Source organism: Deinococcus aquatilis DSM 23025, from assembly GCF_000378445.1.
Classification (GTDB): Bacteria; Deinococcota; Deinococci; order Deinococcales; family Deinococcaceae; genus Deinococcus; species Deinococcus aquatilis.
Map to the genome: position 1 here is coordinate 1 of NZ_KB899752.1, position 25,196 is coordinate 25,196.

Sequence of the window (25,196 nt, forward strand, 5' to 3'; positions counted from 1 at the left end):
ATATCCCCGAGTCAATGCGTATCTCCGGCTCGTCGGGGCTTTTCGCAGGTAATCGCGTCCTTCATCGGCTCCAGTGCCAGGGCATCCACCGTGGACCCTTCATATCTTGACCGCTCCACTGCCTCCCTCTCAGGAGGCAGCTTGCTACTGTCTGCTCAAGGCAGACAGAATAATTTCTGCTTGCTCTCGCTCTTCTCACTCGCTTGTCATGCACCGCGCCTCTCTTGAGGCTCAGAGAGATTACAGGGGATTCCCTCACCTGTCAACCCCTTCCCTGCTCACCTCAACAGGCTAGGCTGAGCCATGTTTCGCCGCGACCCGCTAGATGCCGTGCTGAGCGACATTCGGAGCCTTCTAAGAGCCAATTTGACGCCGCTGTATCCCCTGCTCAGAGAGGTATATGCACGGGGCGGTGTTCTGGGGGTGCGACATGAAGGACAGACTCTTCTGGTCGGCCTGAAACAGATTCGCAGCGACGAGATTTTTGAACTGGCAAGCGTCACCAAGCCTTTCACTGCTGCTCTGGCAGGTGCTCTGGTACAGGCAGGCCGTCTGGAATGGACGGCACCGGTTGCGCGGTTGGGTGGGCCGTTGCGGCGGCTTCCAGCTTCTCTTACGGCATTGACACTGGCGACACACACGGCTGGAGTGCCTGCCCATCCTTTTCGCACGGGGCTGACCGCTCTGACCCACTGGCACGATCCATATGCAGCAATGAGTGAACAGGCCGTGTTGAACAGTGTGAAGCGGTGGGCAAGCGCCAATTCGGTGACAAAAGCTGGTCAGCCATCACGTTTTCTCTATTCCAATCTGGGTGCAGGTGCGCTGGCACTTGCCCTGGCGTCCGCCGCTGGTCAGCCCCCGAGTATTAACGGGTACGGCGCAGCCCTGGCCCAATACGTCACACAACCGCTTGAACTGCCGAGCATCACGCTGATGCCTCCGGAGCGCCACAGCACGGCTTACAGCCTGTTGGGGAGTACGCAGGCCACCCGGTTTGGCCCGCTGGCAGGGGCGGGCGGTCTGTACGGCACAGCACAGGATTTGCTGAACTTTGGAGCAGCCCACCTCAGCGGCGAAACGGGAACCCATTGGCAGATGATGGAGCGGCCCCCTGGCCTGCCCGCACAGATCCACAGCGTCGCGCCGGGTTGGTTTCGGACTGGTGGGGCCATCTGGCACGGCGGTGTGGCACGGGGAACACGCACAGCACTGGGGTTTTCTCCGCACAGCGGCACGGTGATCACGGTGCTGGCACGCGGCGGATTGGGCTGGGCCAGACGGGATGTGGTCACGGTGCTGTTGCTGCGACTGCTGGAGAGCACCAACCGCTGATGGAATGATCGGGTTGTGATTCCCGGTCATCGGGAGAGCGTTGCATCTTCAGCAAACCTGCACCTCCTGGAGTGATTGCGGCTCGTTCTTCTGTATATGGTCTTTCAAGCGTGCGTCGTCAGATGGACTCCGCCAGGTCTGCCCCATTGTTTCAGTAAGCAGTAACCATAAATCGCCTCAAGTTCGCATAAAAAAGACGAACCTTCTGACAGATTCGCCTTCTTTTGCCTGATGGCCAGACCTGTCAGGGCACCAGCCAGGTCACGGCGCGGGCGTCATTGAGGCCGCCGAGAAGAGTTGCGGGCTGCCAGTTGCCCTGTTGCAGACCAAAAACCGTGTCGTAGCGGGTCAGGGCGAAAGGGGTCAGAGCGTAGAGATTGCCGTCGGGAGCCAGGGTCACGTCGCGCAGGCGGTCTATATATGCCACGATGGCGGCGTTTGCCCGCACCCCATCCCACAGGCGTAGCGGTTCGCTGGACGTGCCTGACACCGTATTGTCTCGCCAGGCGGCCAGAAGGGAGCGGTCACCGCTGGCATTGGTCCAGAGACGGTCTACCCGCTGCGCACCGAAAGCGGCCACAGCCTGAGCGGCGTCGGGGAGTCCGGTGGAGCCGAGCGCCTGCACGCCTGTATCCGTGGCGGCCAGGAGAGAGGAGCCGTAGGGCGCGAGGTCTCGGATAGCGGGACTGGGTAGAGGCGTGGTTACGGTGGCAACCGGGTCGCCTACGGTGGCAGGTGCAGCCCGCAGTACCTCGCTGCCGCCGCCCAGTGCAGGTCGGGCGACCACAGCCGTATCGCCCAGCACGGCCAGCCGGATCGGAGGGGTGTCCAGACCAGGGATCGGGGGGGTAAAGGTAGGCAGGGTGGCCGTCCAGATCAGCGTGCCGTCGCTGCGGTAGAGGGCCAGTTGCTGGGCCGCATTGGGGCAGGCACTGAGGGTCAACAGTCGGTCACGGGCAGCGCTGGCCGCTGTGGTGGTCAGGCACACGGGCGAAAAAGGCAGCGCGGCAAAGGCCTGAGGCGTGGCCAGATTCACGTCCCGGCTTTCTATGCCCCCCGCCAGTGTCAGGGCTGTGCGCGTGCCTCCCGGTAACGTATCCAGACTGACGCCGCCTGTGACCGGCACCGTGACCTCGGTGGGAGCGGGTTGACCCGCAATGCCGCCCGTGGTGACCGTGCGCAAAGTCGCGCCGCCATCGGTCAGAACCGCCAGCCGGAGCGTGGGCGAACCTTCTTCGGTACCGGTGCAGGCGGCCAGCAGCAGAGGGAGCAATCCCAGAGCCAGAGATTTCGGGCCGAGGGTCTTGAGGGTTTTTCTCCGTGCTGGACTGACTGAGCGTGGGGCATGGTCAGTGACGAGTGCAGAGAACGTACTTGTAGAAGCTGCACCTTGGCCGGGATGTGGGCTTCTACCCTCCCCACACTCTCTGACCCTCTTTTGACTGCCCGGACGCTGCGTAGATTTGAGTTTCAAAACAATCACCTCTGAGAAACGGAACAGTTCAGCGGGCGCCCGGCAACAGCGTGGGGAGCGGCGTGAGGCCACCCGAGCCGATGTCGAACAGCGGGTAGTTGGTGCTGCCGGGTAGCCCGATGGCGAGGCGGTAGCGCTGGATGCTCAGGTCGATTTCGGCCTGAATGGCCCAGCAGCAGCGGTCGATGGTGAGGCCGATGACTGGGGCCAGCGGCGTGGGATTCAGGCGCACGCCATCTTGCCAGGTGAATGTCTGGCGCAGGCTGGCCGTCAGGTACGCACCGGGTTTGGAGCCGTTGCCCAGGGCCAGCCCCAGCTTCAGCGGGTTCAGGACCAGACTGTCGGTCGCCTTGTCGTCGGGGAAGGTTCCGCTGCGCGTGCGGTTGTAATTGGCCGTGCCGGAAAGTGAAAGACGGGTGCCAAACTGCCAGTCGGCGGTCAGGTCGGCGCGGGCCAGTTCGGTGCGTGGCTGATCCAGCCCCTTGACGTTCAGCACGCCCGCTATGCCAATGCTCTGGCCCGGACGGGTGGTTCTCAGACTGGCGCTGAGGGTCGGGCGTGTCCAGCCGAACCGCGCCACATCGAAGGGGCCGCCGTAGGTCACCTGCCAGTTGGTGGCCTGCCCTGCCACGGTGCCCGCACTGAAGGTCAAGGTGCCGCTCTCCTTGGTGGTGGCGGGCTGATTGATCTGAAGATCGTGGGCCGTGGACAGCGTGTAGGCCCCGCGCCAGGTCAGGCTAGCGGCTCCGGTCAGGCGGGGGGTGGCCTGCACCGACGAGATGGCGGCATCGGTGGGAAAATTCAGTGTTTCGCGGGCGCTGACGGTAAAAGGATTGAGAACCGTGTCGCGCGTCCCAGTCGCGTTGAACTCTGCGCCGATCACACTGATATTGGGTGTCTGGACGGCGTGCGTGGCGAACACGTTGAAATTGTTGGTTCGCACGTCGCCTGTCACGGTGGCCCGCACGGTAAAGGGCGAGTAGCCCCCGGAGCGGCTGTAGCCCCCAGTCGCAGAAAGCGCGAGGTTGGGCGCGGGCCACAGGCGGCGAATAGGCGCGGGAGCAGGCGTCGGAGTGACAGTGTTGGTGGTGGTGGTCACTGTACTGGTGTTGGTCGCCGTGCTGGTAGTGGTAGGTGTGCCGCTGGGAGCTGTGCTGGACGTTGCGGGTGGAGCTGGCGTGGTCTGGGGTGCGGTCTGGGTCGCCGCCACAGTTGGATTGACAACCTCCTGACCCGTTCGCCCCTGGTTGCCGCTCTGAACGGCATTCGCCCGGTTCGCCGCCGCGATCTGCTCGTCGCTACGCGGATCGCTGAGCGTGATGGAGTAATTGGCGCTCTCCACCTCTCCGGTATAGAAATTGTGCGCCAGAGAGGCCGAGACACTGAGTGGCACCCGGTTGACCGACAGGTTGAAGGTGGCGGGAGTCTGCGCTTCGGGGCCGAGCATCAGGTCGCGGGTGAGCGAGACGCCGAAACTCACGTCTTTGACTGGAACGGTGCTGATGGTGAGACCAATAGGCGCACTGATGCGGCGGCCCGGCAGGGCGTCGAAGGCGAAGGGACTCGTGCCCTCGATGCGGGTATACGCCCCGCTGACCGTGAAGGTGTTGGTGGTATTCCAGCGCTGGGTCAGTTGAGCGCCCAGATTCAGCTGTACGGTTCTGGCTCCGGTGCCGTAGTAACGCCCGGTGAAGGTATTGGTGAGGATCAGGTCGGCATTCGTCCACGGTTTGGCGCTGTAGGCGAGGCTGTGCTGCTCTTCTATCCGGGAGGTGGAAATGTTGATGCCCTGCAACGTGGCGCTGCGCGACAGAGGATTGCTCTGGGCGGTGTATTGCCCCACGGTGAATTTGAAATCGGTGCTGAGACCGCCCTGCACGTAAGGTTTGGGATCGACGACCACTTCCGGTTGTTTGAGTGGCGTGGTCAGCCGCGTGACCCCCTCCGGGCCGTAACGGTCCACGTAGCTGAACTGTCCAGTAAACAGCGGATATTCCACGTTGACGCCGAAATTGACGTTGGTGACGCCGCGCTCCGGGTCGGTCGAGGCACGCCCCAGATCGCTGCGGGTCACGGTCAGGCTGTAATCGAGGTCGCGCACAGCGGTCACGAGCGGAATGCGGCCTTTGGCACTGAAATTAATGTCCAGATCGGAGCCGGGCTGCTGCGTGCCGTCGGAGAGGAAGGGGCGCGGGTTGCTCAGGACGTACAGATTCAGGCGGTCTATGAACGGGAGCGGCTGATATGAACGCAGCGACACGCCGACGCCGAAGCTGGGGCTGCGGTTCTGGTAGTAGCGCAGTAAGGTCGTGCCCAACGTGGTCGAACCGATGCTGAAGGGCAGATCGGCTTCCACGGTGTAGCCGTCCTGCGCCGCCTGACCGATCGACAGGCGCGGCTGGCGTTCGGGATCGTTGAGGGGCAGCACCAGCACGGGCAGATACAGCACCGGGAAATCGGCCAGCAGCAACTGGGCACGGTAGGCCACGAGGCGGTCTCCGGGATACACGATCAGGCGTTCGGCGCGGAAGGCGTAGTCGTTGGGCGTGCGGCCACACTTGGCGCAGGGCGTGAAATAGCCGCCCGTGGCCCGCAGTTGCCCCGGAATCCGGTCCACTTCCGATCCGCGAATCTCCAGATCGGCGTCGCTGATCAGCACGTCCTGGCCGGTCAGTTCCTCGGTTCCCAGATCCACGACTAGGTTTTCTCCGGTCAATGTCTGCGCGTCAGAGGCCGAAAAGTAGCTGGCCCTTCCCACCAGCGTCAGCGTGCGCCGGGTGCGGTTGTATTCCACGCGCAGGGCCTTGACGATGTCGTCATCGACCCGCAGTTCTACACCCGATTCGCCTGTCCCGCCGATCAGCACGAGTTCCTGACCATCCAGTTGCCGCAGTTCGAGAGTATCGGCGCTGATGATCTTGACAGTGCGGGCCTCTGCACCACCCAGCAGGCCGCCCAACGTGAGGGCCGCGCCCAAGATCAGGCCAGCCAGTCGGCCATTCAGGAGGCCTTTCCTGCGTCTGACCGTACCGGACGCGCTGGCCCGTTTCATTGGCTGACCCAGGAAGACGGAAGGGAATGGGCAGCAAAGACGTTCACGGGTGCAGACGGAGGCAAGGTCGGCTGGGGCAAAACAGGCTGTGGCAGCGCCCGCTGGAGCGCCAGCACGGGCCGCCCGGTCTCACCCCTTCCGGCGTCGGCCAGCGCACTGAGCGACGTACCGGGGTAATAAAAGCCCAGCACATGGAGATGGTCGTAACCCTGCCGCGCCAGCCCCAACGCCCCGTACTGCGAGAGGCCGACGCCGTGGCCCGCGCCCGCACCCTCCACGATCAGGGGATTCAGGCCCGAGAGGGTGGCCCGGCTGCTGACCGCGCCCAGCGAACGCACGAAGCCGCCTGCATCGGCACCGGAAACGCGGGCCACCCCCGACGCCCCCGAAAAGGTGATGTCCTGCGGCCTGCCCGACGCACTCAGACTGGTCACGGTGACGGTCTGAAGGGTGCCGACGCGCACGCCGTAGCGCCCCGCCACCTCCTGCACCTTGCTCAGCGGCACCTCCAGACGCCACCGCGCACGCGGGCCACCCGCCGAGAAGGGGTCGGCTTTGGCGGTCAAGTAGGGCACGTCTTTGCCCCAGACCTCGGCGCTGGAGGCCGTAAACCCACCGGAATCGCTGGAAAAGTAGGTACTGGCCGCCTTGGCCGCATAGGCCACGACCTGTCCGGCAGTGGCAGTGATGGCGGCGTCGGTGGCCGGTTTCTCGGAGGCGATTCCGGTGTAGACCTGACAGCTCTCGGTGGCGCAGGTATCGAAGGGTAGGGCCGGATTCACGCGGGCAGCCACGTAGGTACGGGCAATCACGGCCTGAGCCGCCAGCGCCGCAGCAGGCCAGGAACTGGGCATCTCGGACGGCACCACGCCGCGCAGATAGTCTTCGACGTTGACGACGTTGATGGCCTGCACGCCGCCCCGCTCGGTTCTGAGGAACACACCGCCCCGGTAGGCCTTGCCGCCGATTTCTACGACGCTGCCGGGAGTGGGGGGCAGATACAGCGTGGCGTTGCCGGAATCCTGCCCATTGAGCGTGAGCCGTGCGCCTGCGCCGCTGCCCTTCACGCCCACGCGCCACGCATCGAACTGCAGGGGCGCGGGTGTGGGGACGCCGGGATTGACCGTCAGGGGCGCTACCGGAGCCGGAGCGGCGGCCACCGGAACCCGCACCGTCAGGCTGGGCGCAGCCAGTACCAGCACGCGCACATTCAGGGCCGAGGCCACAGGAATGCAAAGCAACCCCCCCAACACCAGGGCGTAGGAGGGCAGCCGGGAAGAGAAACGCGGTGCAGACATGTGGGGCGAGTATACGCAGCCACCCATCGGAGGGCCATGAGAAAGCTCGGCTATGGGGCACAGGTCAGGGGGAACAGTCCAGGGAGCGAGATCTGAACTCGTTGATCACTGCGGCTCTTCCGCTCACGTTCTACGGGTTCCACCGGGGCAGAGGGAAACTGCTTTGGCCCGAGTCTGTCATCAGTTCTCAGCTTTTTAAACCTCTGACCCCTGGACGCCCACACCACGACCCACAGCCCAAACACTGCCATCATGCACCCATGACGGCAACGGCGGCAGGACAGGTCTGGGCACATGTCGGGCAGGCATTTGCTCCGCCTGACGGGACACAGACCCGGTACGACATCGTGGTGATCGGGGCCGGACGGATGGGCGCGGCCTGTACGCTGTACCTGAGGCAATTGATGCCGCATTCAAAGCTGCTGCTGGTCGAGCAGGGCGGCCTGCCCAACGAGGAAGGCGCGACGATTCTGGCGGCAGGGGTGTGGACGGTGCAGGACATTCCCACCGGGGAAGACGGCCCCACCTGGCAGGCCAAAGCAGACTGGACACGGGCACAACTGGCTGCCCAGGACGGCATTCAGTTTCAGGAGCGCCCGCTGCTGAGCCTGCATGCGCAACAGGGGCCGGGATGTCTGCCGACTGCCGAGGCTCTGGCCGCGTATCCAGATTCACTGGCCCTGCTGGACACCGACGAACTTCCTTTCGCTCGGCCTGACCTGAGGGCGGCCACCTACAGGCCCGGTGCGCTGGCCGCAGCTCAGGCGGGAGCAGCGGTGGGGGCCGGAGCCGACCTGATGCTGAATACCCAGGCCCATCTGATTCCCGGCGGCGTGCGCCTGGACCGCCTCACCGTGACCAATACCCACCAGATCGTGACCCACGAAACGCACACCGTCCGGGCCGGGTTCGTGGTGGTGGCTGCCGGAGCAGAGGGGCCGGAGCTGCTGGAACAGGGCCTCGGTATTCACACGACCCACGCCCGGGCCTACCGCCAGACGCCGCGCCTGAATGCGCCCAGCGACGGCAGGTCTGTGGGCAGCACCTCTGATGACGGGAGCGGGACCGACCTCTCCCCCGTTCTGCGTGTGCCTGTGTGCAGCGCGGGCAGTCTGACCCTGCGGCCCCAGAACGGCGGTTATACGCTGTACCCGCACATTCATCACCGCGATCCGCACGGCTACGCGCCCACCGGGGGCCGCCTGACCGGAGTGCCTGTGGGCCTGCGCCGCGAAACGCTGGAAGACCTGGTGGGCCTGATCGACGCCCTCCCGGTGCTGGGAACGGAAGCGCTGGAAACGGGCCGCAGCCTGGCCGATGTACCGGGCGCGTGGCTGGCCCTGCCGGGGGGCCGCACCGACGCGCCGCCCCAGCATCAGCGCCTGATGCCGGACGTATCGCTGCTGCTGGGTGGCCCACTGGCCGACACGTTTGGGCTGGCGACCGCATTTGATCTGGCGGCAGATTGGGCAGGTGTGGAGGGAAGACCCTGGGACGAGGCTGGGAGTTTTTAGGGCATCTGGGAGAAAGGCTGTGTGGTGCTGACTGAGCAGCATCTATTGCCTACGCCGGATTCAGGGTCAGTACCGCGATTTCTGGCGTACACATGTTCCGGATGGGCAGCCCGCTGACGCCCAGGCCCCGGCTGACATAGGCGGGCGTACCGTGTGCCCCCGTGACCCAGCCCATGGCGTATTTCTGGCCGTACTGACTGGGCACCACGGGCGCACCGAGCAGCGGCAGCCGCACCTGCCCGCCGTGCGTGTGGCCGCACAGTACCAACCCCACCGGGGCAGGCAGATCGGGCAGGAGGTCGGGATTGTGGCTGACCAGCAGGGTGGCGCGGCCCTCTGCCCCTGCCAGAGCTGTGGCCGCATCGGGCTGGCCGTGCCAGAGGTCGTCCACTCCGCCAAGCTGAAGGTCAGGACGCACGGCGCGGCCTTCATTCCTGAGCAGGTTCACGCCCGCCGCCGCGAAGGAGACGCGCAGGGCTTCGCGCCGGGCCTGCCAGTCAGGACGTTCGGGGCCGTAATGTTTGTTGCCGTAATAGCCGAAGCTGCCGTAATCGTGGTTGCCCCACACCCCGTACACGCCCAGCGGCGCACTCAGCCGCTCCAATTGCGCCAGCAGCGGCGTGGGCGGGCCGTCGGTGCGGTAATCCAGCTGGTCGCCGCCCAACAGCACGAGGTCGGGGCGCTCGGCGTTGGTGGCCTCTATCCACTGCTGCACATTGCCCGCATCTATAAACAGGCCGTAATGCATGTCGGTCAGAAAGGCCACGCGCAGAGGCGACTGCAAGCCCGGCAACGTGCGCGTGTGGCGCGTGACGCCGTGACGGTAACTCTGGGCCACACCTGCTCCACCCAACAGGCCCAGCGCAACCCCGCTGCCCAGCACACCCCGCAAAAAGCGGCGTCGGGAGGAATTGGGAATAGTGGTACGGGGGCTGGACGAGTCGGACACCTGCACAGGTTAGGGCAGACATGCAGGGCGGGGCGTCATTCGGAAGTTGTCCCCGACACTGAGAAATCTGACGGTTAAGAAGAGGTGAGGTCAGACGGATTCCTTGTGATTCCCGTACCGCCAGAACTCCACGGCCTGTCCGCCCATCTCCGCTTCGCACTTGCAGAGCTAGCCCGCAGAGCTTTACGGGCCGAATTAAATACCGAAAAGCACAGTGTTTATCCGGAATCCATATCAGGTGTTTATATGGAATCGGCATCAGGTCTACGTGGGCAGTTGTGCGGCAGATTTTCTGACCGGGTTCAGCGCCAAAATCTGTGCTGGGCGCTACACTGCCGCCTATGTCTGGTTCTGCCGCCGAAGATGCCCCGAATGAAATGACCCCGAACATCCTGGTCATTGATGTGCTGGACGAGGAAGCGGGGCTGGCCGATGTGGAAGACCTGTTGGGGCGTACCTTTCAGTTGCCCGCCGAATGGCTGCCCGGTGCTGCCGATGGTGCGGCCTACCGCGTGGAGGTGGATGGAGGCCGCGTGACCTTCGTGCCCGACCAGAGCGGCGCACGCCTGCTGAGAGAGCGCAGCAAGCAGACGCTGCTGGACTTCAGCGATGAGCACGGCAGTGATGAACCCAGCGGGGACGAATGAGCCGCCAGGTCTTGATCGTGCCCGATCTGCACGGACGGGTAGACCTGCTGACCGCCGCCGCCGAACGCTACCCCGAGGCCCATTTTCTGAGCCTCGGTGACGCCATAGACCGGGGACGGCACAGCATGGAAACCGTGAAACTGCTGCTGGACCTTAAAGATCAGGGCCGCGCCACGCTGCTGATGGGCAACCACGAGCGCATGGCCGAGGAAGGTCTGAAATGGTACACGCGCTACACGGGCACGCACGATCTGGGCGATTACCGCAAGGCGATGGAGGGCTACCAGTGGTGGATGGGGAATGGCGGAGACAGCGTGCGCCGGGAATTGGGCGGCCTCACGCTGGAAAAATTTCCAACGTTGCTGTCGTCGTATATGGAGCAGCTCAAGCGCGTGGTCTTCGTGACTGCCGACGGCGAGATCCACGACGAAGCGCCCTCTGAGCCGAGCGTGCTGGTCTCGCACGCCGCACCCCCCGTCAAACACCAGCAGTATCCCAATCCCCTGTCGGCGGCGCTGTGGCTCAGGCCGTTCGAGGGGCCGTTTGCCATGCCGGATGGCGTGGTGTACAGCGTTCATGGACATACGCCCGTCAGGACGCCCACACGCCTGGGCCGCCACCTCTACATAGATCTGGGGGCCTACGAAACCGGACGGCTGGCCCTGCTGGACGTGAATGTCCACGGCGTGCCACACGTCAACGTGTTGTGTGGGCGCGGCGATCCTGCCGTGGCCCGCCGCTATATCGCCTTCGGAGAACCGCTGCCCGCCACAGGCGTGAACCTGCCGGGCGCACCTTAAGAAACAGAAGTTCAGGGCTATCAAACAGGAGCAGCAGAACAGGCGGCAGGCACGGACTGAAGATGTCCCGCGCCTGCCGCTGTGATGGAGTGGTTCAGTCCAGAAAAGCCACGAACTCCCGCCCCGCCGATTCGTTTTCGGTGTTCATGAGTACCCGGTGCCAGTTGGGAAGGTGCAGGGTGGCGTGATCCCTGTGGCGCACGTCGCCGCGCACATACAGTTCGGGGTTGCGCTGAAAGGATTGCCAGTTCCAGGCACGGGCCTTGGGATCGGATTTCAGCAACTGGGCGTGGCGTTCCAGAGAAATTCCGTTGGGCCGCCTGTCGCAGACCATCACAGGTTCGCCGCCTAGCCGGGCAGCCTCGGCGCACAGGTGCGGCTTGCTGCCCGCGCCCCGCGTCAGGGGTTCGTTGCGGCGTATCCGCTGAGCAGGCACGATCAGGTCGGGCATGGGCGCAAAAAACCACTCCCCCTGACGCACGAAGGCCGCATTTCTGCGGCGCAGACGGTCTTTGCCACGGACCCGCAACTGCGCTTCGCTGACCTGTATGGGCGTGGGCTTGAGCGCGTGCATGGCTCCCACCACGTCACGCACGCTCTGACCGGGCACAGCAGCCGTAAACAGGTGCCGTTCGTCAAAGCCGCACAGAAACTTGTCCTTGCGCTCCCCGACGCGGGCCAGCAGCAGCAGTTGGCGCAGTTCGGGGCGCACGTCCAGGGTCAGCAGTTCAGGCGCGGCCTCTTCGGGCAGGCGAATCAGAAAATGTTCACCGCGTGCGTCGCGGGCCACATCGATATCGAAAGCGGAGGCGCGGCGGCCCCAGCGCGGCATGTGGGTGGGCGCCGCCAGCACGCGCATGCCCAGGCGGGCAAAGGAACGCCGGAGATGACCGATGGGATCGGCTGTCTGGATGGTCATGAAAAAACCTCGGCAGGAACGCCTTCCGAAGTGAAGCGGCCTGACCAGCGCAGCAGATGAGTGCAGAGCGGGTCAGGCCACCAGAAAGCGCGTCCTCAGTTGGAAGCGGGGAGAGTACAACTACCGTCGGGTTGGGTTTGTTTCATGCTTGAACCTCCGTGCGTTGAAGTGCCCTCAAGCTACGCGCCGCGCCGCCCGCGCTGCATCCGCCAGGGAGCTGAGGCGGGCTAGGCGAAGTGGCGTGCTGAAAGAGTTTCAGGGCAGGGCGTAGGGTTGCGGCAACTCCAGGACATGCAGTGAAATCCGGGCATCACCGGGAATCTGGCCTCCCTCCAACTGTTCCAGCAGCAGGGCGATCTCGCGGGCACAGTCCTGGACGGCGCGGTTCATGCTGGCCTCGCTGAGATACGGATACTCCCGGTCGAGGACGAATTCTTCAGGGCGGCTGTAGAACCCGCGCAGATCGTCCAGACGGTAGGCCAGCGCGTCCGAGGGCAGGAACGAAAAGGGTGAGGGTGGATTGGGTGCGTCCACCACCCATTGCACGAAGGCGTTGTCGGGAAAATCGCGCAGATATTTGTGGTCCAGGCCGTACCAATCGTCTTTGACACGCTCCCAGGTGGCGGCCTTGTCTGCATCGAATTCGGCGGCAAAAGCCTGTTGGGTGCTTTGACCGATCAGGTGCATCCACAGGTTATCGGTGACCAGGTGCGCGAAATACCCCAGCATGAAGCTGAAGTGGGCCGGGTCGCCGCCGCGCAAAGGTTGCACGAATTCCCGGTAGAAGGTCAGGTCACGAATCCGGCCCTCGTCCTCACCGGGTTGCAGAAAATGCGTGACCGATTTGGGCGGGTCAAAACTTGTCCAGTCGTGATTGGGACGCCCAGAATCGGGGGCCACGTTGCCGGTGACGAACTGCCGGGCATCGAGGCCGGGCCAGCGCTCCAACAACCGTTCCGCCACCCGGAAATGACTGATCCAGGTGCCCACCTAGCCCTCCAGCGCCGCCTTCAGCCCCTGCGCCACTGCCTGCGGGTCGGCTTTGCCCCCGGTGGCCCGCATGACCTGACCGGTAAAAAAGCCCATCAGCCCCACTTTGCCGCCCCGGTAAGCCTCTACCTTGTCGGGGTTGGCCGCCACCGTTTCGGCAATCGCGCGGGCGAGTTCGGCGGGGTCCAGACGGGCGCTCAGGCCCTCGCGTTCGATGATGGCGGCGGGCGCTTCGCCTGATTCGGCGGCGCGGGCCAGGGTATCGCGGGCCACGCGGCTGGTCACTTTTCCGGCGGCCAGCAGTGCGGCCAGCGGCGCAAGGTCGGCGGGCTGCACGCGGGCACGGTCTCCCTTGATGGCGGCGGCGAGATCATTGACTGTCCAGGACGCGACCTGGGCCAGTGTGGAATCGGTGGCCGCCATGTTGATAAAGGCCAGCAACTCTGGATCGCGGGCCAGTGTGCGGGCATCGGCATCCGATACCCCCAGCGCACTCAGGCGGGCAGCTTCTGCGGCCTGTTCGGGGGTCAGGGCCGTGGGCTGTGGAGCATGGGGCGTAGGCTGCGGACCAGCTTTGGCTTCGGCTTTCGGCCTGCGCGGTTCGGCTTTGGTTGCCTCACCCGCATTCCCCGCCCAGGCATCCTTGAGGGTGATGATCCGTCCGAAGACCAGGGCGTCCTCCCGGCTGCCTACCGGATCGCGCCAGAAGTACCCCTGCCGCTCGAACTGGTAGCGGGTATCGGCGGGGTCGGCAGCCACACTGCCTTCCACGTAGCCCCGCGTGACGCGCAGGCTGTTGGGGTTCAGATGACGTAGGAAGGCCGCGTCCATCGGGGCAGCGTCCTCTTCGGGTTCGGGCAGGTCGTCGGTGGAGGCTTCGGTGCGCTCCGGGTTGGGCACAGAAAAGAGTCGGTCGTAGAGCCGGAATTCGGCAGGCAGGGCGTGGGCAGCGCTGACCCAGTGGATCACGCCTCCGGCTTTGGCCTCCTCGCCCAGCAGGGTGGCGTACACACGGGTCACGTTGCCGTCCGCACCGACATCAAAGCGGTCTGCACGAATAATGCCTGCCCCGCGCAGTCTCACCGTTCCGCCCAGAGTGAGGCGCTTGAAACCTTTGGGCGGATCGGCGCTGAAATCGTCCTGCTCTATGTACAGTTCCGTGCCCAGAGGCACGCCACGCACGGCCTGTTCGGGCGGCACGCGCTGTCCACCCGGCAGGGGCACCAGACCGTCTGAGCTGGCCTGCACCACGTCATGCGGGTAATAGGGAACAGACAACACACGCTCGGAGTCCAGCCCACTGAGCGTGACGGGAAGCGGCTCCAGCACCGCCATCACGCGGGGGGCACGGTGATTCAGGTCGCCCCGCACGGCGTTTTCGTAGACAGCAAGGTCCACGGTACGGTTGGTACGACTGACCCCGATCTGGGCAGCAAAGGCCCGCACCGCTTCGGGCGTGACCCCCAGGCGGCGCTGGGCACGCAGCGTGGGCATCCGGGGATCGTCCCAGCCGGAGACATGACCTTCATTGACCAGCAGGCGCAATTTGCGCTTGGAGACGATGGTGTATTCCAGACTGCGCCGCCCAAATTCGTACTGATGGGGGCGGGGGCTGAAGCCCAAAGTCTCCATCAGCCAGTCGTAGATGGCGCGGTTATCCACGAATTCGAGGCTGCACATGGAGTGCGTCACGCCTTCCAGGGCGTCTTGCAGCGGGTGCTGAAAATCGTACATGGGATAGATGCACCAGGCGGTTCCGGCACGGTAGTGGTCGGCCCGCAAAATCCGGTACAGCACCGGGTCACGCAGCTTCATGTTGGCGCTGGCAAGGTCTATCTTGGCCCGCAGCACATGTGCGCCCTCGAGGAATTCTCCGGCCCGCATCCGGGCGAACAGATCCAGATTTTCCTCGACTGGGCGCTCTCGGTAGGGGCTGGGCGTACCCGCCTCACTGACGGTGCCCCGCAGCCGGGCCATCTCGTCGCCGCTGACCGAGTCCACGTAGGCTTTGCCCAGCCGGATCAGTTTGACGGCGTATTCGTAGTAGCGCTCGAAGTTGTCGCTGGCGTAATAGAGGTGCTCGCCCCATTCCCAGCCCATCCACTTGAGGTCGTCCTGAATGCCCTGCGCGAATTCCTCGCTCTCGCCCTCGGGGTTGGTGTCGTCCATGCGGAGGTGGTAACGCCCACCGTACTGCACCGCCGTCTGAAAATCCAGAAACGAGGCGAACGTGTGGCCCAGATGCAGGTAGCCGTTGGGTTCAGGCGGAAAACGGGTCACGATCTGGGGGTACCTCCCCGCCTCCAGGTCGCGCTCGATGATCTCGGTGATGAAATTGGGGGCCACACGCGCTGCGTCGGCAGCGGCGGCAGGGGTAGAGGTGGGGTCGGGCACAGTCATGCCATGCAGAATACCCGCCTTGTTTGCCCAGAGAGGCTGCCCGTGGAATTGACCTCCAATAGAACCGATGAGTGATAAATGTCACTAAATACAGCTGACACGTAAGGTCTGCGTCACTGACACCCCGGTAGGCTCGGGCATATGTCTGCCCCGACTCCGCCGCCCACCATCCTGATCGTGGATGACAGTTCTGGCGTGAGGCTGATGCTGGCCCGCCTGCTGGCTCCGCATCTGTCGGTGCGTCTGGCCGATGGCGTCAGCAGCGCCATGGATGCCCTGACGCCCGAAACGGCGTTGGTGTTGTCGGATGTCCGGATGCCGGGAGAAAGTGGGCTGGATCTGGCCCGGACTCTGCGTGAGCAGCGACCCAACCTGCCCGTGGTGCTGATGACGGGCGTGGTCGAAGACGAGTTGCGGGCACAGGCACTGGAACTGGGCGTGCTGGACGTGCTGCGTAAACCGATTACCCCCGGCACGCTGTTTCCGGCCCTGCGCGGCTGGCTGGGCGAGGGACTGGAGGCTGTGGCCCCGGCGATTGCGGCACAGAAGATTGGAGTGCAGGCAGCGAACGCACCGCTGGCTCAGGCCGCTCAGCCTTCTGAAGTCGGCCTCCCCACGCACCTTGACCCGGAAGCCAACCGCGCCCTGATGGCAGGAGTGGCCCTGCTGCCGGGAGTGGCGGCAGTGGCGCACTACGACGCCCAGGGAGGATGGCAAGAAGGCCAGGGCGCGGCGCTCCCCAGCGACCTCGGCCAGTCGGTGCGGGTGTTGGTCATGGCCGCCCGCATCAGTGGCCCGCACCTCGGCACGCCGCATCTGCCCCGCAGCGTGCAGGTGGAATATCAAGACCGCGTGCTGGTGGCCCTCCCCCTTTCGGATGGATTTTTGGCCGTGCTGGTGCGCGACACCCCCGGAGCCAGTACGGTCAAGGCGTGGCTGCGAAACCACCTGAGCGGAATGCCGGGAATGATCGGCTGAGGCGAAGGGTCAACGGCAGCCCGCCGAGAACGCCTGATCTGTGCCTTCATTCTTTGTTGCGTGGTCCTTTGCTGCTGGCTGGCCGCTAAACTGCCTTCATGCTCACGTTTGCAGAGGCGGCACGGCAACCCCAGAGCCGTGTGGGAGCCGAATCTCACCGGTTGGCGGCACAGGAATCAGAGGTGCCGGGGGGCATGGTGGTTCCGGCAGCTTTCGAGGAGGGTTTTTACCGGGGAACCAATCTGCCCGAACAGATTCGGCGGCTGTTTTCGGTGATCAATCCGGCGCGAATAGATGAAGACCATCTGGAGGCGCTGTGCGGGCGGGCGCAGGAATTGGTACGCACCAGTTACCTGCTTGACGACGCCGTACAGGTGTTTTACCGGGCGCTGGCAAATGCTGGGCTGGCCGGATCTGGCCTCGCCGGGGTCGCCATCCGGGACGTGCATCTGCGCCGCCCCGGAGAACTGCACACCGAATCTGCCCACGTGATGCCGCCCGGAACTGCCGCCCTGCACGCCCTTAAACGTCTCTGGACCTCCGACTGGACATTCGAGGCTGTGCTGACCCGCCTGGACGATACGGGCGGCGTGGGACTGGATGCGCGGCCCACCTTGATTTTGCCCGGCCCGCCCGGAGTCCCCGACAGCGCCAAAGCAGCGGCCCTGGGCGTGCCCGTGGCACTGGTGAACGGATTCGGGGTGGTGGGGCTGCTGTAGGGGGTGGGAAAGTTGGTGTTTCCCTCTACCTCTGGGGAGAGGGCGTGAAATCGTTCCCAGTCACGCTCTAACTCCTCAGGCCCGCGCCCGACGCTTCTGCGCCAGCACCGCGCCGCCCAGAATCAAGACCCCGCCCAGCAGCACGGCAGGCCGCAGGGGTTCATGCAGGATCAGGAAGGCCAGCAGCACGGTAAACAGCGGTTCCAGCGTGCCCAGCAAACTGGCGCGGGCGGCCCCCAGGCGGGTAATTGCGCCGTACAGGGCAGGCACGGCAATAATGGTGGACACCAGCGCCATACCGCCAATGACGCCCCACTGCGCCCAACCGTGCGGCACTCCGAGTTGGCCGCCCGCCCCCGCTAGCACCGTGAACCACACGCCCGAAACCAGCGCCATATGCGCGGTGGCCGCCAGTGGGCTGACCCCCAGCAACCAACGTTCGGAAGCCAGCAGATACACGGCATACAGGAACCCCGCGCCCGCCGCCAGCCCCAGCCCCAGCGCGTTCTGGTCGCCCGCGCCGGGAATGCCGACCACCAGGCCCAGGCCCGCCCCGGCCAGAGCCACCGCGCCCAGTTGCCTGCCGCCGGGTTTGCGCCCCAGCACGGCCCAGCCCAGCAGCACCACGAAGGCCGGAGCCAGGTACAGCAGCAGGCTGGTGGTTCCGGCGCTGATGCGGTCAAGTGCGCCGAAATACAGCGTGGTCGCCAGCGCATAGATCACGCCCACGCCGACCATCTGGCCCCGCAACCGCCACGTCAGCCCGCGTGAGGAGAGGGGCAACAGCAGCAGCGCCACCGCCACGAACCGCCAGGCCAGCGCCGTAAAACTGTTCATTCCAGCCTCGGAGGCCAGCTTGCCCCAGATGCCCAGCGTGCTGAAACTGAGGGCCGACAGCAGCGACAGCAAAATGCCGGAGCGGGCAGAAGGAGCGGCAACAGGGAGGGCACGGGAAGCAGACACGTGCGGCAGGGTAACGCCTGAGCAGCGCTGAAGGACTCTTGACCCACTGTTGGGCGCTTCGGTCACCTGGAGGGGGCACAGGCCACACCGGACGCCGACACGGATTCCGGTGAAATTCCGCCTCTGAATCCCGCCCCTCATTTGAACCTCGATTTGGGCAGACTTGCCCCGACATACCGGGCCACAGATCAGATGGAAAAGTCTGGATTGATGTGCTGAACGGCGCAAATTTGTACAGCATCAGGTCTCGAAGGCAGGGCGTATTCGGTACATCAACACCCCTTCTGCCCCTGTCTGTAGCCCCCTGCCACTTTGCAAAACTGCCCCCGCGCTAGCCTGAAAGGTGTGACGCCGCCCGCCGCCTTCCCCTTTACGCCGTGGCTGGTGGCTGTACCGCTGCCCGTTCCGGCGCTGGATTTTGCCGTGCCACACGGCTGGGCCGGGGGCATTCCGCTGGGCTGCCGCGTGCTGGTGCCCTGGCGCGGAGAACTGACGGTGGGGCTGGTGGTGGGCGCGGGCAACCCAGTCAGTGCCCACCGGGTGCGCGAAGTGGTGACGGTGCTGGACAGTCCCGAAAGCCCCTGGGTGCCCGCCGCCACCGCCACGGGCATCGGGGGCTGGGCGGCAGATGCCCAGTTGCCCGCCGGGTTGGTGTGGGGCGACCTGCTGGGCGTGGGCTGGGACGCCGCCTATGACCACCGCGTGCGGGCCGTGAAGGATGCAGACCTCTCGGCGTTCGGGCGCAAGGTGCCGGGGCTGGCGTGGGCCGATGCCGCCGCTTTTGCCCCCAATCTGCTGGACGCCATCCGGGAACAGGGCCTGCTGGAAGAGGCCTTCCGGCTGACCCCCAAAATGCGCGGCGTGGTGCAGGCGCGGGCACTGGACGACGTACCGCAGGCCAGCCGCCTGACCACCCTGCTGAGGGCCGAACCCTGGGCACAGGCCGACGCCAGCGTGCGCCTAGAAACGTGGCTGGAAGCCGCCGCGCCGCCCGACCCCGCCGCCCTGACGCCCAAGCAGGCGGGCGCGTGGGGCTGGCTGAATGCCAATGGCCCGGTTCGCAGCCTCAGCGAGTGGGCACAGGCTACAGGCGTAGGCGTGGGCGTGCTGAACGGCGTCACCGCCAGGGGAGGCACGCGGGCCGTGCTGCGCGAGCGGGAAGCGCCCCCGGCTTGGCACTGGCTGGCCGCCCACGAACCACAATCCAGCCTGAGCGGGTGGGCCAAGGGAGCGGGCGTGAGTGCCGCTGCCGTGACTGCTCTGCTGAATGCGGGCGCGGCGGCCTACGTTCCCGAGCTTGCGCCGCCGCCTGACGCGTGGACGTGGCTGCAGGAGCATGGCCCGGTGGACTCGCTGACCGCCTGGGCCAACGGCGCATCGTTGGCGGGAGTGCACCTGACCCCCACAGCGGCGGGCACGCTGGCCGCAAGGGGCTGGGCCGAAACCGTGCAGCAGCCCGCGCCCCCGCCCCTCTTGCCCGGTCCCACGCCCGCTGCCCCCCCCACAGCGCCCGACCCTGACCGACTGCCCGAGGCCCCGGTGTGGCGGCTGCACGGTGGACGCCCGGCCAGCCGCGCCCGCACGCTGGCCCCGCGCATAGGGCGTCTGCTGACGCAGGGGCGCGGCGTGCTGGTGCTGGCCCCCGATCACGCCACCCTGCGACGCAACTGGGAGCTGCTCTCGGGGCTGGCAGAGGCGGCGGGCACGCGGGCCATTCAGATCAGCGGGCAACTGAGCGAGGTGCAGCGGGCACACAGTTGGGCCTTGATCGGCAGCGGGGAGGCAAGGCTGGTCATCGGCTCCTATCTGGCCCTCACCGCGCCGCTGGTCGATCCGGCCCTGATCGTGGTGCTAGAAGAAGGCAGCGACGCCTATAAGTTGCAGGCTGGATCGCGGGCCTTCGTGCCGGATGTGGCTGCGCGGGTGGCCGCCGCGCACGACGCCGCTTTGGCCCTGGTCGGGGCCGCGCCCGCCGCCGAAAGCGTGCCCTACGTGGGGGCCGTGCTGCCGCCGCCGCGTGCCCGCGTGCATGTGGTGGACTATGCCAACCCGCCGCAACAGGCCGAACTGGGGCCACTCAGCGGCACCCACCTCACCCCTGCCGACCTCGGCTACCCGCTGAGTCACGATCTGGTGAGGTTGCTGCGGCAGGTGCAGGAGCGCGGCAGACAGGCGGCCCTGCTCGCCCCCCGGCGCGGCTATTCGGCGCTGCTGCGCTGCCCCACCTGCGAACATGTGCCGCAGTGCCGCAACTGCGACGTGCCGCTGCGGTTTCATCAGGACACCCGCCAACTGACCTGCCATCAGTGCGGCTATCACGAGGCCATTCCCGAACGCTGCGACAACTGCGGCGAGCGCATGTGGCAGGCACGCGGCCCCGGCACAGAATGGATTGCCCAGATGGTGGAAAAGCTGGTGCCGGGGCTGAAGGTCTACCGGATGGACAGAGACCGCCAGGACGACCTGACCCCCCTGTATGCCGGAGAAAGTGGCGTGGTGGTGGGCACGCAACTGCTCCTGTCTTCCGACGCGCCGCCCAATCTGGCCCTACTGGGCCTCACGCTGGCCGATACGTGGCTGAACGTGTCCGATTTCCGGGCCTCGGAACGCTACCACCGCCTGCTGAGGCAACTGGCCGAATGGCACCCAGACCGCGCCCCGCTGCTGGTCGTGCAGACCTTTCAGGCCGATCATCCCGCCCTGAAGGTGCTGGTGGAGGGCCGTGACGCGCTGGCCTATCCCGCCGCCGAAGAAAGGGTCAGGAAAGAATTGGGCTACCCGCCGCACGCCCGCCTGGCGCAAGTGGAAATTGCTGCCCGCGACCCCGAAAAAGCCCGCATCGCCGCTCAGGCTGTGGCTGACGCCCTCCACGGCGCAGGAGCCACCGCGCAGGAAGTCCTCGGCCCCGCCGCCAGCCCGGTGGCCCGCTTGCGCGGCGTGTACCCGTACCATCTGTTTTTGCGCGCCCGCGACGATGCACGGCTGGCCCAACTGCTGGCAACCATAGACCGGAGTGTGAAAGCAAGGGTGCGGGTAGACGTGAACCCGCGTGGAGGGCTGTAGGAGCAGAAGAAGCAAATTCGGCCCGCTCCTGTGGCGAGCCATGAAAGAGTGACCGCCATGAAATATGGATTTGATCCCGAACTGTTCCAGCTTCAGCGCATCCCGACGCCCGATTGGGCCGTTCAGGGCGTCACTTACGGCGAACGGCAAGCAGAGTTAGAGAAAATTTTAGAAATATCTTCGGATGACATTGTTCGTCAGGCGCAGGATTTCTTGCAATGGGCTTTGACTGATCCCACTGCTGTTGCCAAGTTTCAACCCTTCAGTTACTACTCAGAAGGCGTAAATGGAAACTATTTTGTTGGCCGTCAACATTTAGAATTCAGTTCAGAGCAATCTAGTCGTATCCTCGTAGAAACTGAACTAATTCTGACGCGACTTAATTACAAGAATCTTCTGTCTGTGTATCAACGACATCTAGTTACACTTCTCTGGGATCCTGCAACCAAACAGGGCCAATCCATTCTCGCTCATGACACCAATTACGATAGCCAAATTTCTAATCTTAAGTTCAAACTCGTTAAAACGCTGACTGTCGGTGAGATTGCAAGAGGAAAGCCAACAGATGAAGACCGCCTGACCTTAGAACGTCGTTGGCCCGAAGTGTTGGCTTGCTTGCAAGAGGCCGCGATGGAAGCCGTCAATGATGGAAGCGGCTCCGGCCATGTGGATGACAATTTCTTCCCCAGTCGTCTGGAACTGACAGGCGAGTATTATATTTCTGACATCAATTCTGGCGACAACTCCCCTATGACAGTTATGCTGCATTTTTTAAGTCATGCCGATTCAGGAGATCAACAACACGATGGTTATCTTGGTTACGACCTCGCGCTGAATGTCCCAGAGGACGGCCCCCTCACATATGAACTTTGGGGCAGTTCCTCAATCTAGGTATCTCCCGCCCGCTATCCTGCCCCCATGTCCGACCTCTCCCCCACCCCCACGCCCCGCATCGATGAACGCGTGCCCGTCATCGTCATCGGCGGTTTTCTGGGAGCAGGCAAAACCACGCTGGTCAATCACCTGATCCGCTCCCTGCCGCACCGTCTGGGCATTATCGTCAACGAATTTGGGCAGGCAGGTGTAGACGGCGGCCTGATCGAGCGATTGAACGACGACGTCACCGAACTGACGGCGGGCTGCCTGTGCTGCACCGGGCGCGACGACCTGCTGCGGGCCTTGGTCACGATTGCCATGCGCGAGCAAAAGCCCGACGCCGTGATCGTGGAATTGTCGGGGGTGGCCGACCCCACGCCCGTGCTGACCACGCTGCTGGAACGCTCGGTGCGAGCCGCTTTCCGCGTGACCACACTGGTGGCGGTGGTAGACGCCCGCCACGCCCTGCAAACCCTGCGCGACCACCCCGAAGCGGCGCGGCAACTGGCCTACGCCAACGTGATCGTGCTGAACAAAACCGATTTGTCTGACCCCGGCCTGCTGGATCATGCCGCGAGCGTGCTGCGCGGCGTGAATCCTCTGGCGCGGATCGTGCGCGTGGAGCAGGGCCAACTGGACGCCGACGCCCTGCTGGCCCGAGACGACTTCGATCCCCGCGTGCTGGACGGAGCCGACCAAGCCGCGCAGCACACGCCGGGGCTGAAATCCTTTACCCTGCGGGCCACCCGTCCCCTCGATCCCTACCGCTGGCAGCGCTTCATGACCGACCTGATCCTGTCGCGCCCCGCCGAGGTCCTGCGCGTGAAGGGCTTTGTGGACCTATATGGGTACCCACAGCGCATCCTGTTTCAGGCGGTGCGTGACCTGTTTACGGCGGATGCCTGGGAACCCGGCGACGGTCAGACCGAACTGGTGTTTATCGGGCGCGGGCTGGACAGGGCGGAATATACGGCGGCGTTCGAGGCGTGCGTGACGGAAGCGGTGGAACAGGTCTGAGAGTCGGAGGCCGCGGATCTGGGAGTGGTGAGAGAAGGCGTACCAGCAACTTCAAATCTCCCTCTCTCCCCCAATTCCTGCTCTAGCATGCCTCCATGACCCTCCACCCAGATATCCAGATTCCCACGCCCGAAGACTTTGCCCGCCTGTCGCCCGAAGAACTGGCGGGGCGCATGGGAAAACTCAGCGGCACGCTCGGTCAACGCCTCGGCATAGAACTGCTGAGCGTGGCCCGTGACCGCCTGACGGCCCGGATGCCCGTGGAAGGCAACCGCCAACCCACCGGGCGATTGCACGGCGGCGCGAGTCTGGCCCTGGCCGAAGAACTTGCCAGCCTCGGCAGCTTTCTGAACGTGGACCCCAGAACGCAGTTTGGCGTGGGCGTGGACCTGAACGGCACGCATGTTCGCGGCGTCTCTGAGGGCTGGGTGACTGCCGAGGCGCTGCTGGTGTACCGGGGCCGCACGGTCATGGTCTGGACCGTGGAGATGAAGGACGAAAAAGGCCGCACCACGACCCTGGCCCGCTGCACCTGCAACGTGGTGACGCACGGCGGACAATAGGAGCGTTCAGGACAATGGACGTGGAGCGTAGAACGTGGAAAAAGCCCAACCACGATCTACGCTCCACGGTTCCTAGGCCTATCCTTTCAGCGCACGCGTAAAGCTTTCTTCCGCTCTGTCTCTCATCTGGGCCACCGCGTTCCAGTCGGGCGCGGTGCGGTTGTAGGCCTGCTGACAGATTGTCTGTGGGTCCAGTTCGACGGGGTGAAAAGGTGCGCCAGCATCCGAGCAAAAGCCCTGCACTTTGGGATCGTAGGCCACGCCTGCAAATGGAACACCCGCAGCGGCGGCCAGAATCACGGCATGCAGCCTCACGCCGATCACGAACCCGCTCGCAGCGATGGCGTCCAGGGCCACCTGCGGGTCAACGGTACTCAGCACCTCATCGGCTCCCAGACTGTGGGCAGCGGCGTCATCGTGGGCAGGCATGAAACTGAGGGCCAGCACGCGGCGGCCCTGGGCCTGCAACTCGGCGGTCACAGTTTTCAGGCGTTCGGTGGCACCCAACACGTCGCCGCGCGGGGCAATGATGACCTGTCCCAGCTGACGCGGCAGGTTGGGGCTGGGTTGCAGCAGCAGGGCCGGGTCGCCGCCCAGTTCGCCCGTGATGCCCAGTGATTGCAACGTATCCAGACTGCCCCGGTCACGCACGATCACGCGCAGGCCGCGCAGGGCCGAGGCCACCTTGCGGCCACCTTCCGGGCTGAGCGGGCCGATGCTCTGGTTGAAGATCACCACGCGCTTGCCCAGCATCCGCGCCGCACGAATCACGCCCAGGTAATAGGTCAGGGTGCGGGCGCTGGTCTTGTCTTGCAGCAGGCCGCCGCCGCCCGACAGCACCACGCCTGAGCGGGCGATGGCCGAGAGCAGTCCGGCAGGCTTCATGCGCGGCGCACTTTCGCAGCCGTAGGTTTCGGCGGTGGCCTCGGGGGTATTGGAAAGCAGCACCGGCGTCTGGCCCCGGCGTTTCAGTTCGCGGGTAATGGCGAGCGCGATGGCCTCGTCGCCCGTGTTGCCGAAACCGTAATACCCGCTGACCGTGACCTTCATCGGCTGACCCTTTCAGGCGCGGCGTTCTTGCCTGCCCTCATGCCTGCACCCCAGTGGCGCGGCGCGTACCGTAACTGCTCCAGAGGCGAATGGCCTGTTGCACCACCCAGATCACCACGTATCCGGCCACCAGACCCACGCCGAGGCCGATAAAGCAGCGGGCAGCGCTGATCAGCAGGGGCGTATGAAAGTGCGAAAAGGTGTTCAGGAGGCTGGCCTGCCCGATCACGCCGCCCAGCAGCACCAGCGTGCTGAAATAGCCCGGCAGGGTTCCGCTGAGGCCCAGCAAGGCCAGCGGATGTCCGGCCAGTTCCTTGAAGCGGGGGCGAATGATGGAGTCCTGAAGGTTCTGGCGCACTTCTTTTTCAGCGTCGCTGACGCCCACCGAACTGGTATTGCCCCGGCGCAAAAAGACCAGCGCGAACACGGCGAGGCCGAGGCCCATCACCACGATGTCTCCGAGCTTGATGGGCGAGTTGTAGATGTCCCCTGCGGTTTTGCGGATGTCCTGACGCGGCAGGAAGCTGGCCCCGACCAACACCAGCGGCAGCAGCAGCGTCAGGCCCACGCCCCGGAAGGGATCCAGACC

Annotated in this window: 20 protein-coding genes and 1 rRNA gene; 10 read left to right on the plus strand and 11 right to left on the minus strand. The window is 65.0% G+C overall.

Features of this window, described 5'->3' with window-relative positions:
* Window positions 1–112 (minus strand): 23S ribosomal RNA (locus tag F561_RS0121290); the annotation flags it as partial.
* A gap of 191 nt (window positions 113–303) precedes the next feature.
* Here F561_RS0121290 and F561_RS0121295 point away from each other — a divergent pair.
* Window positions 304–1,335 carry a serine hydrolase domain-containing protein gene (locus F561_RS0121295; RefSeq protein WP_019011995.1) on the plus strand — a complete coding sequence of 344 codons (1,032 nt, stop codon included), beginning with the start codon at window positions 304–306 and terminating at the stop codon, window positions 1,333–1,335.
* Between the two features lie 244 nt (window positions 1,336–1,579).
* Here F561_RS0121295 and F561_RS0121300 read toward each other — a convergent pair whose 3' ends face one another.
* From F561_RS0121300 to F561_RS0121310, 3 genes are all read right to left on the minus strand, one after another.
* On the minus strand, window positions 1,580–2,608 hold the full coding sequence (locus tag F561_RS0121300) for a hypothetical protein (RefSeq protein ID WP_019011996.1): 1,029 nt from the start codon (window positions 2,606–2,608) through the stop codon (window positions 1,580–1,582).
* A 229-nt stretch (window positions 2,609–2,837) separates the two neighbouring features.
* A complete protein-coding gene (locus tag F561_RS0121305; RefSeq protein ID WP_019011997.1) occupies window positions 2,838–5,861 on the minus strand; it encodes an LPS-assembly protein LptD in 3,024 nt (1,007 codons plus the stop codon).
* Complete coding sequence (locus tag F561_RS0121310; protein WP_019011998.1) at window positions 5,858–7,159, minus strand: SpoIID/LytB domain-containing protein; 1,302 nt, start codon at window positions 7,157–7,159, stop codon at window positions 5,858–5,860. The genes F561_RS0121305 and F561_RS0121310 overlap by 4 nt, the downstream gene beginning before the upstream one ends.
* Window positions 7,160–7,419: 260 nt before the next feature.
* Here F561_RS0121310 and F561_RS0121315 point away from each other — a divergent pair, with 260 nt between their 5' ends.
* Window positions 7,420–8,673 carry an FAD-dependent oxidoreductase gene (locus F561_RS0121315; protein WP_019011999.1) on the plus strand — a complete coding sequence of 418 codons (1,254 nt, stop codon included), beginning with the start codon at window positions 7,420–7,422 and terminating at the stop codon, window positions 8,671–8,673.
* A gap of 49 nt (window positions 8,674–8,722) precedes the next feature.
* Here the strand turns inward: F561_RS0121315 and F561_RS0121320 are convergent, their stop codons facing one another.
* Entirely contained in the window at window positions 8,723–9,628 is a 906-nt protein-coding gene (locus F561_RS0121320) for a metallophosphoesterase (protein ID WP_019012000.1), read from the minus strand.
* 335 nt (window positions 9,629–9,963) lie between these two features.
* Here F561_RS0121320 and F561_RS0121325 point away from each other — a divergent pair, with 335 nt between their 5' ends.
* Both F561_RS0121325 and F561_RS0121330 read left to right on the plus strand, forming a co-directional pair.
* Complete coding sequence (locus tag F561_RS0121325) at window positions 9,964–10,269, plus strand: hypothetical protein (RefSeq protein WP_019012001.1); 306 nt, start codon at window positions 9,964–9,966, stop codon at window positions 10,267–10,269.
* Window positions 10,266–11,069, plus strand: a complete 804-nt coding sequence (locus F561_RS0121330; RefSeq protein WP_019012002.1) for a metallophosphoesterase — start codon at window positions 10,266–10,268, stop codon at window positions 11,067–11,069. Before F561_RS0121325 ends, F561_RS0121330 begins: the two co-directional genes overlap by 4 nt.
* A 94-nt stretch (window positions 11,070–11,163) precedes the next feature.
* Here F561_RS0121330 and F561_RS0121335 read toward each other — a convergent pair whose 3' ends face one another.
* The 3 genes from F561_RS0121335 to F561_RS0121345 form a co-directional block, all read right to left on the minus strand.
* Complete coding sequence (locus F561_RS0121335; protein WP_019012003.1) at window positions 11,164–11,988, minus strand: hypothetical protein; 825 nt, start codon at window positions 11,986–11,988, stop codon at window positions 11,164–11,166.
* A 255-nt stretch (window positions 11,989–12,243) separates the two neighbouring features.
* Window positions 12,244–12,978, minus strand: a complete 735-nt coding sequence (locus F561_RS0121340) for a zinc dependent phospholipase C family protein (RefSeq protein WP_019012004.1) — start codon at window positions 12,976–12,978, stop codon at window positions 12,244–12,246.
* Window positions 12,979–15,378, minus strand: a complete 2,400-nt coding sequence (locus F561_RS0121345) for a glutamine--tRNA ligase/YqeY domain fusion protein (RefSeq protein ID WP_019012005.1) — start codon at window positions 15,376–15,378, stop codon at window positions 12,979–12,981.
* A gap of 141 nt (window positions 15,379–15,519) precedes the next feature.
* Here F561_RS0121345 and F561_RS27480 point away from each other — a divergent pair, with 141 nt between their 5' ends.
* The gene (locus F561_RS27480; protein ID WP_019012006.1) at window positions 15,520–16,356 is read left to right on the plus strand and encodes a response regulator; all 837 of its coding nucleotides are present in this window, start codon (window positions 15,520–15,522) and stop codon (window positions 16,354–16,356) included.
* Between the two features lie 98 nt (window positions 16,357–16,454).
* Entirely contained in the window at window positions 16,455–17,075 is a 621-nt protein-coding gene (locus F561_RS0121355; protein WP_019012007.1) for a hypothetical protein, read from the plus strand.
* A 75-nt stretch (window positions 17,076–17,150) separates the two neighbouring features.
* Here F561_RS0121355 and F561_RS0121360 read toward each other — a convergent pair whose 3' ends face one another.
* Window positions 17,151–18,038 (minus strand): DMT family transporter, encoded by an 888-nt coding sequence (locus F561_RS0121360; protein ID WP_019012008.1) that lies wholly within the window; start codon window positions 18,036–18,038, stop codon window positions 17,151–17,153.
* A gap of 345 nt (window positions 18,039–18,383) precedes the next feature.
* Here F561_RS0121360 and priA point away from each other — a divergent pair, with 345 nt between their 5' ends.
* From priA to F561_RS0121380, 4 genes are all read left to right on the plus strand, one after another.
* The gene (priA, locus tag F561_RS0121365; protein WP_019012009.1) at window positions 18,384–21,101 is read left to right on the plus strand and encodes a replication restart helicase PriA; all 2,718 of its coding nucleotides are present in this window, start codon (window positions 18,384–18,386) and stop codon (window positions 21,099–21,101) included.
* Window positions 21,102–21,158: 57 nt separating this feature from the next.
* The gene (locus F561_RS0121370) at window positions 21,159–21,992 is read left to right on the plus strand and encodes a hypothetical protein (RefSeq protein ID WP_157452086.1); all 834 of its coding nucleotides are present in this window, start codon (window positions 21,159–21,161) and stop codon (window positions 21,990–21,992) included.
* Between the two features lie 27 nt (window positions 21,993–22,019).
* Window positions 22,020–22,994 (plus strand): CobW family GTP-binding protein, encoded by a 975-nt coding sequence (locus tag F561_RS0121375; protein ID WP_019012011.1) that lies wholly within the window; start codon window positions 22,020–22,022, stop codon window positions 22,992–22,994.
* 95 nt (window positions 22,995–23,089) lie between these two features.
* Window positions 23,090–23,557: a PaaI family thioesterase gene (locus F561_RS0121380; RefSeq protein WP_019012012.1), complete on the plus strand. Its 468-nt coding sequence runs from the start codon at window positions 23,090–23,092 to the stop codon at window positions 23,555–23,557.
* A 78-nt stretch (window positions 23,558–23,635) separates the two neighbouring features.
* Here the strand turns inward: F561_RS0121380 and csaB are convergent, their stop codons facing one another.
* Together csaB and F561_RS29570 are read right to left on the minus strand one after the other, a co-directional pair.
* Window positions 23,636–24,607 carry a polysaccharide pyruvyl transferase CsaB gene (csaB, locus tag F561_RS0121385; RefSeq protein WP_019012013.1) on the minus strand — a complete coding sequence of 324 codons (972 nt, stop codon included), beginning with the start codon at window positions 24,605–24,607 and terminating at the stop codon, window positions 23,636–23,638.
* 37 nt (window positions 24,608–24,644) lie between these two features.
* Window positions 24,645–25,196, minus strand: a 552-nt coding sequence (locus tag F561_RS29570) for a DUF5693 family protein (RefSeq protein WP_026299129.1), incomplete at its 5' end; no start/stop codon positions are given.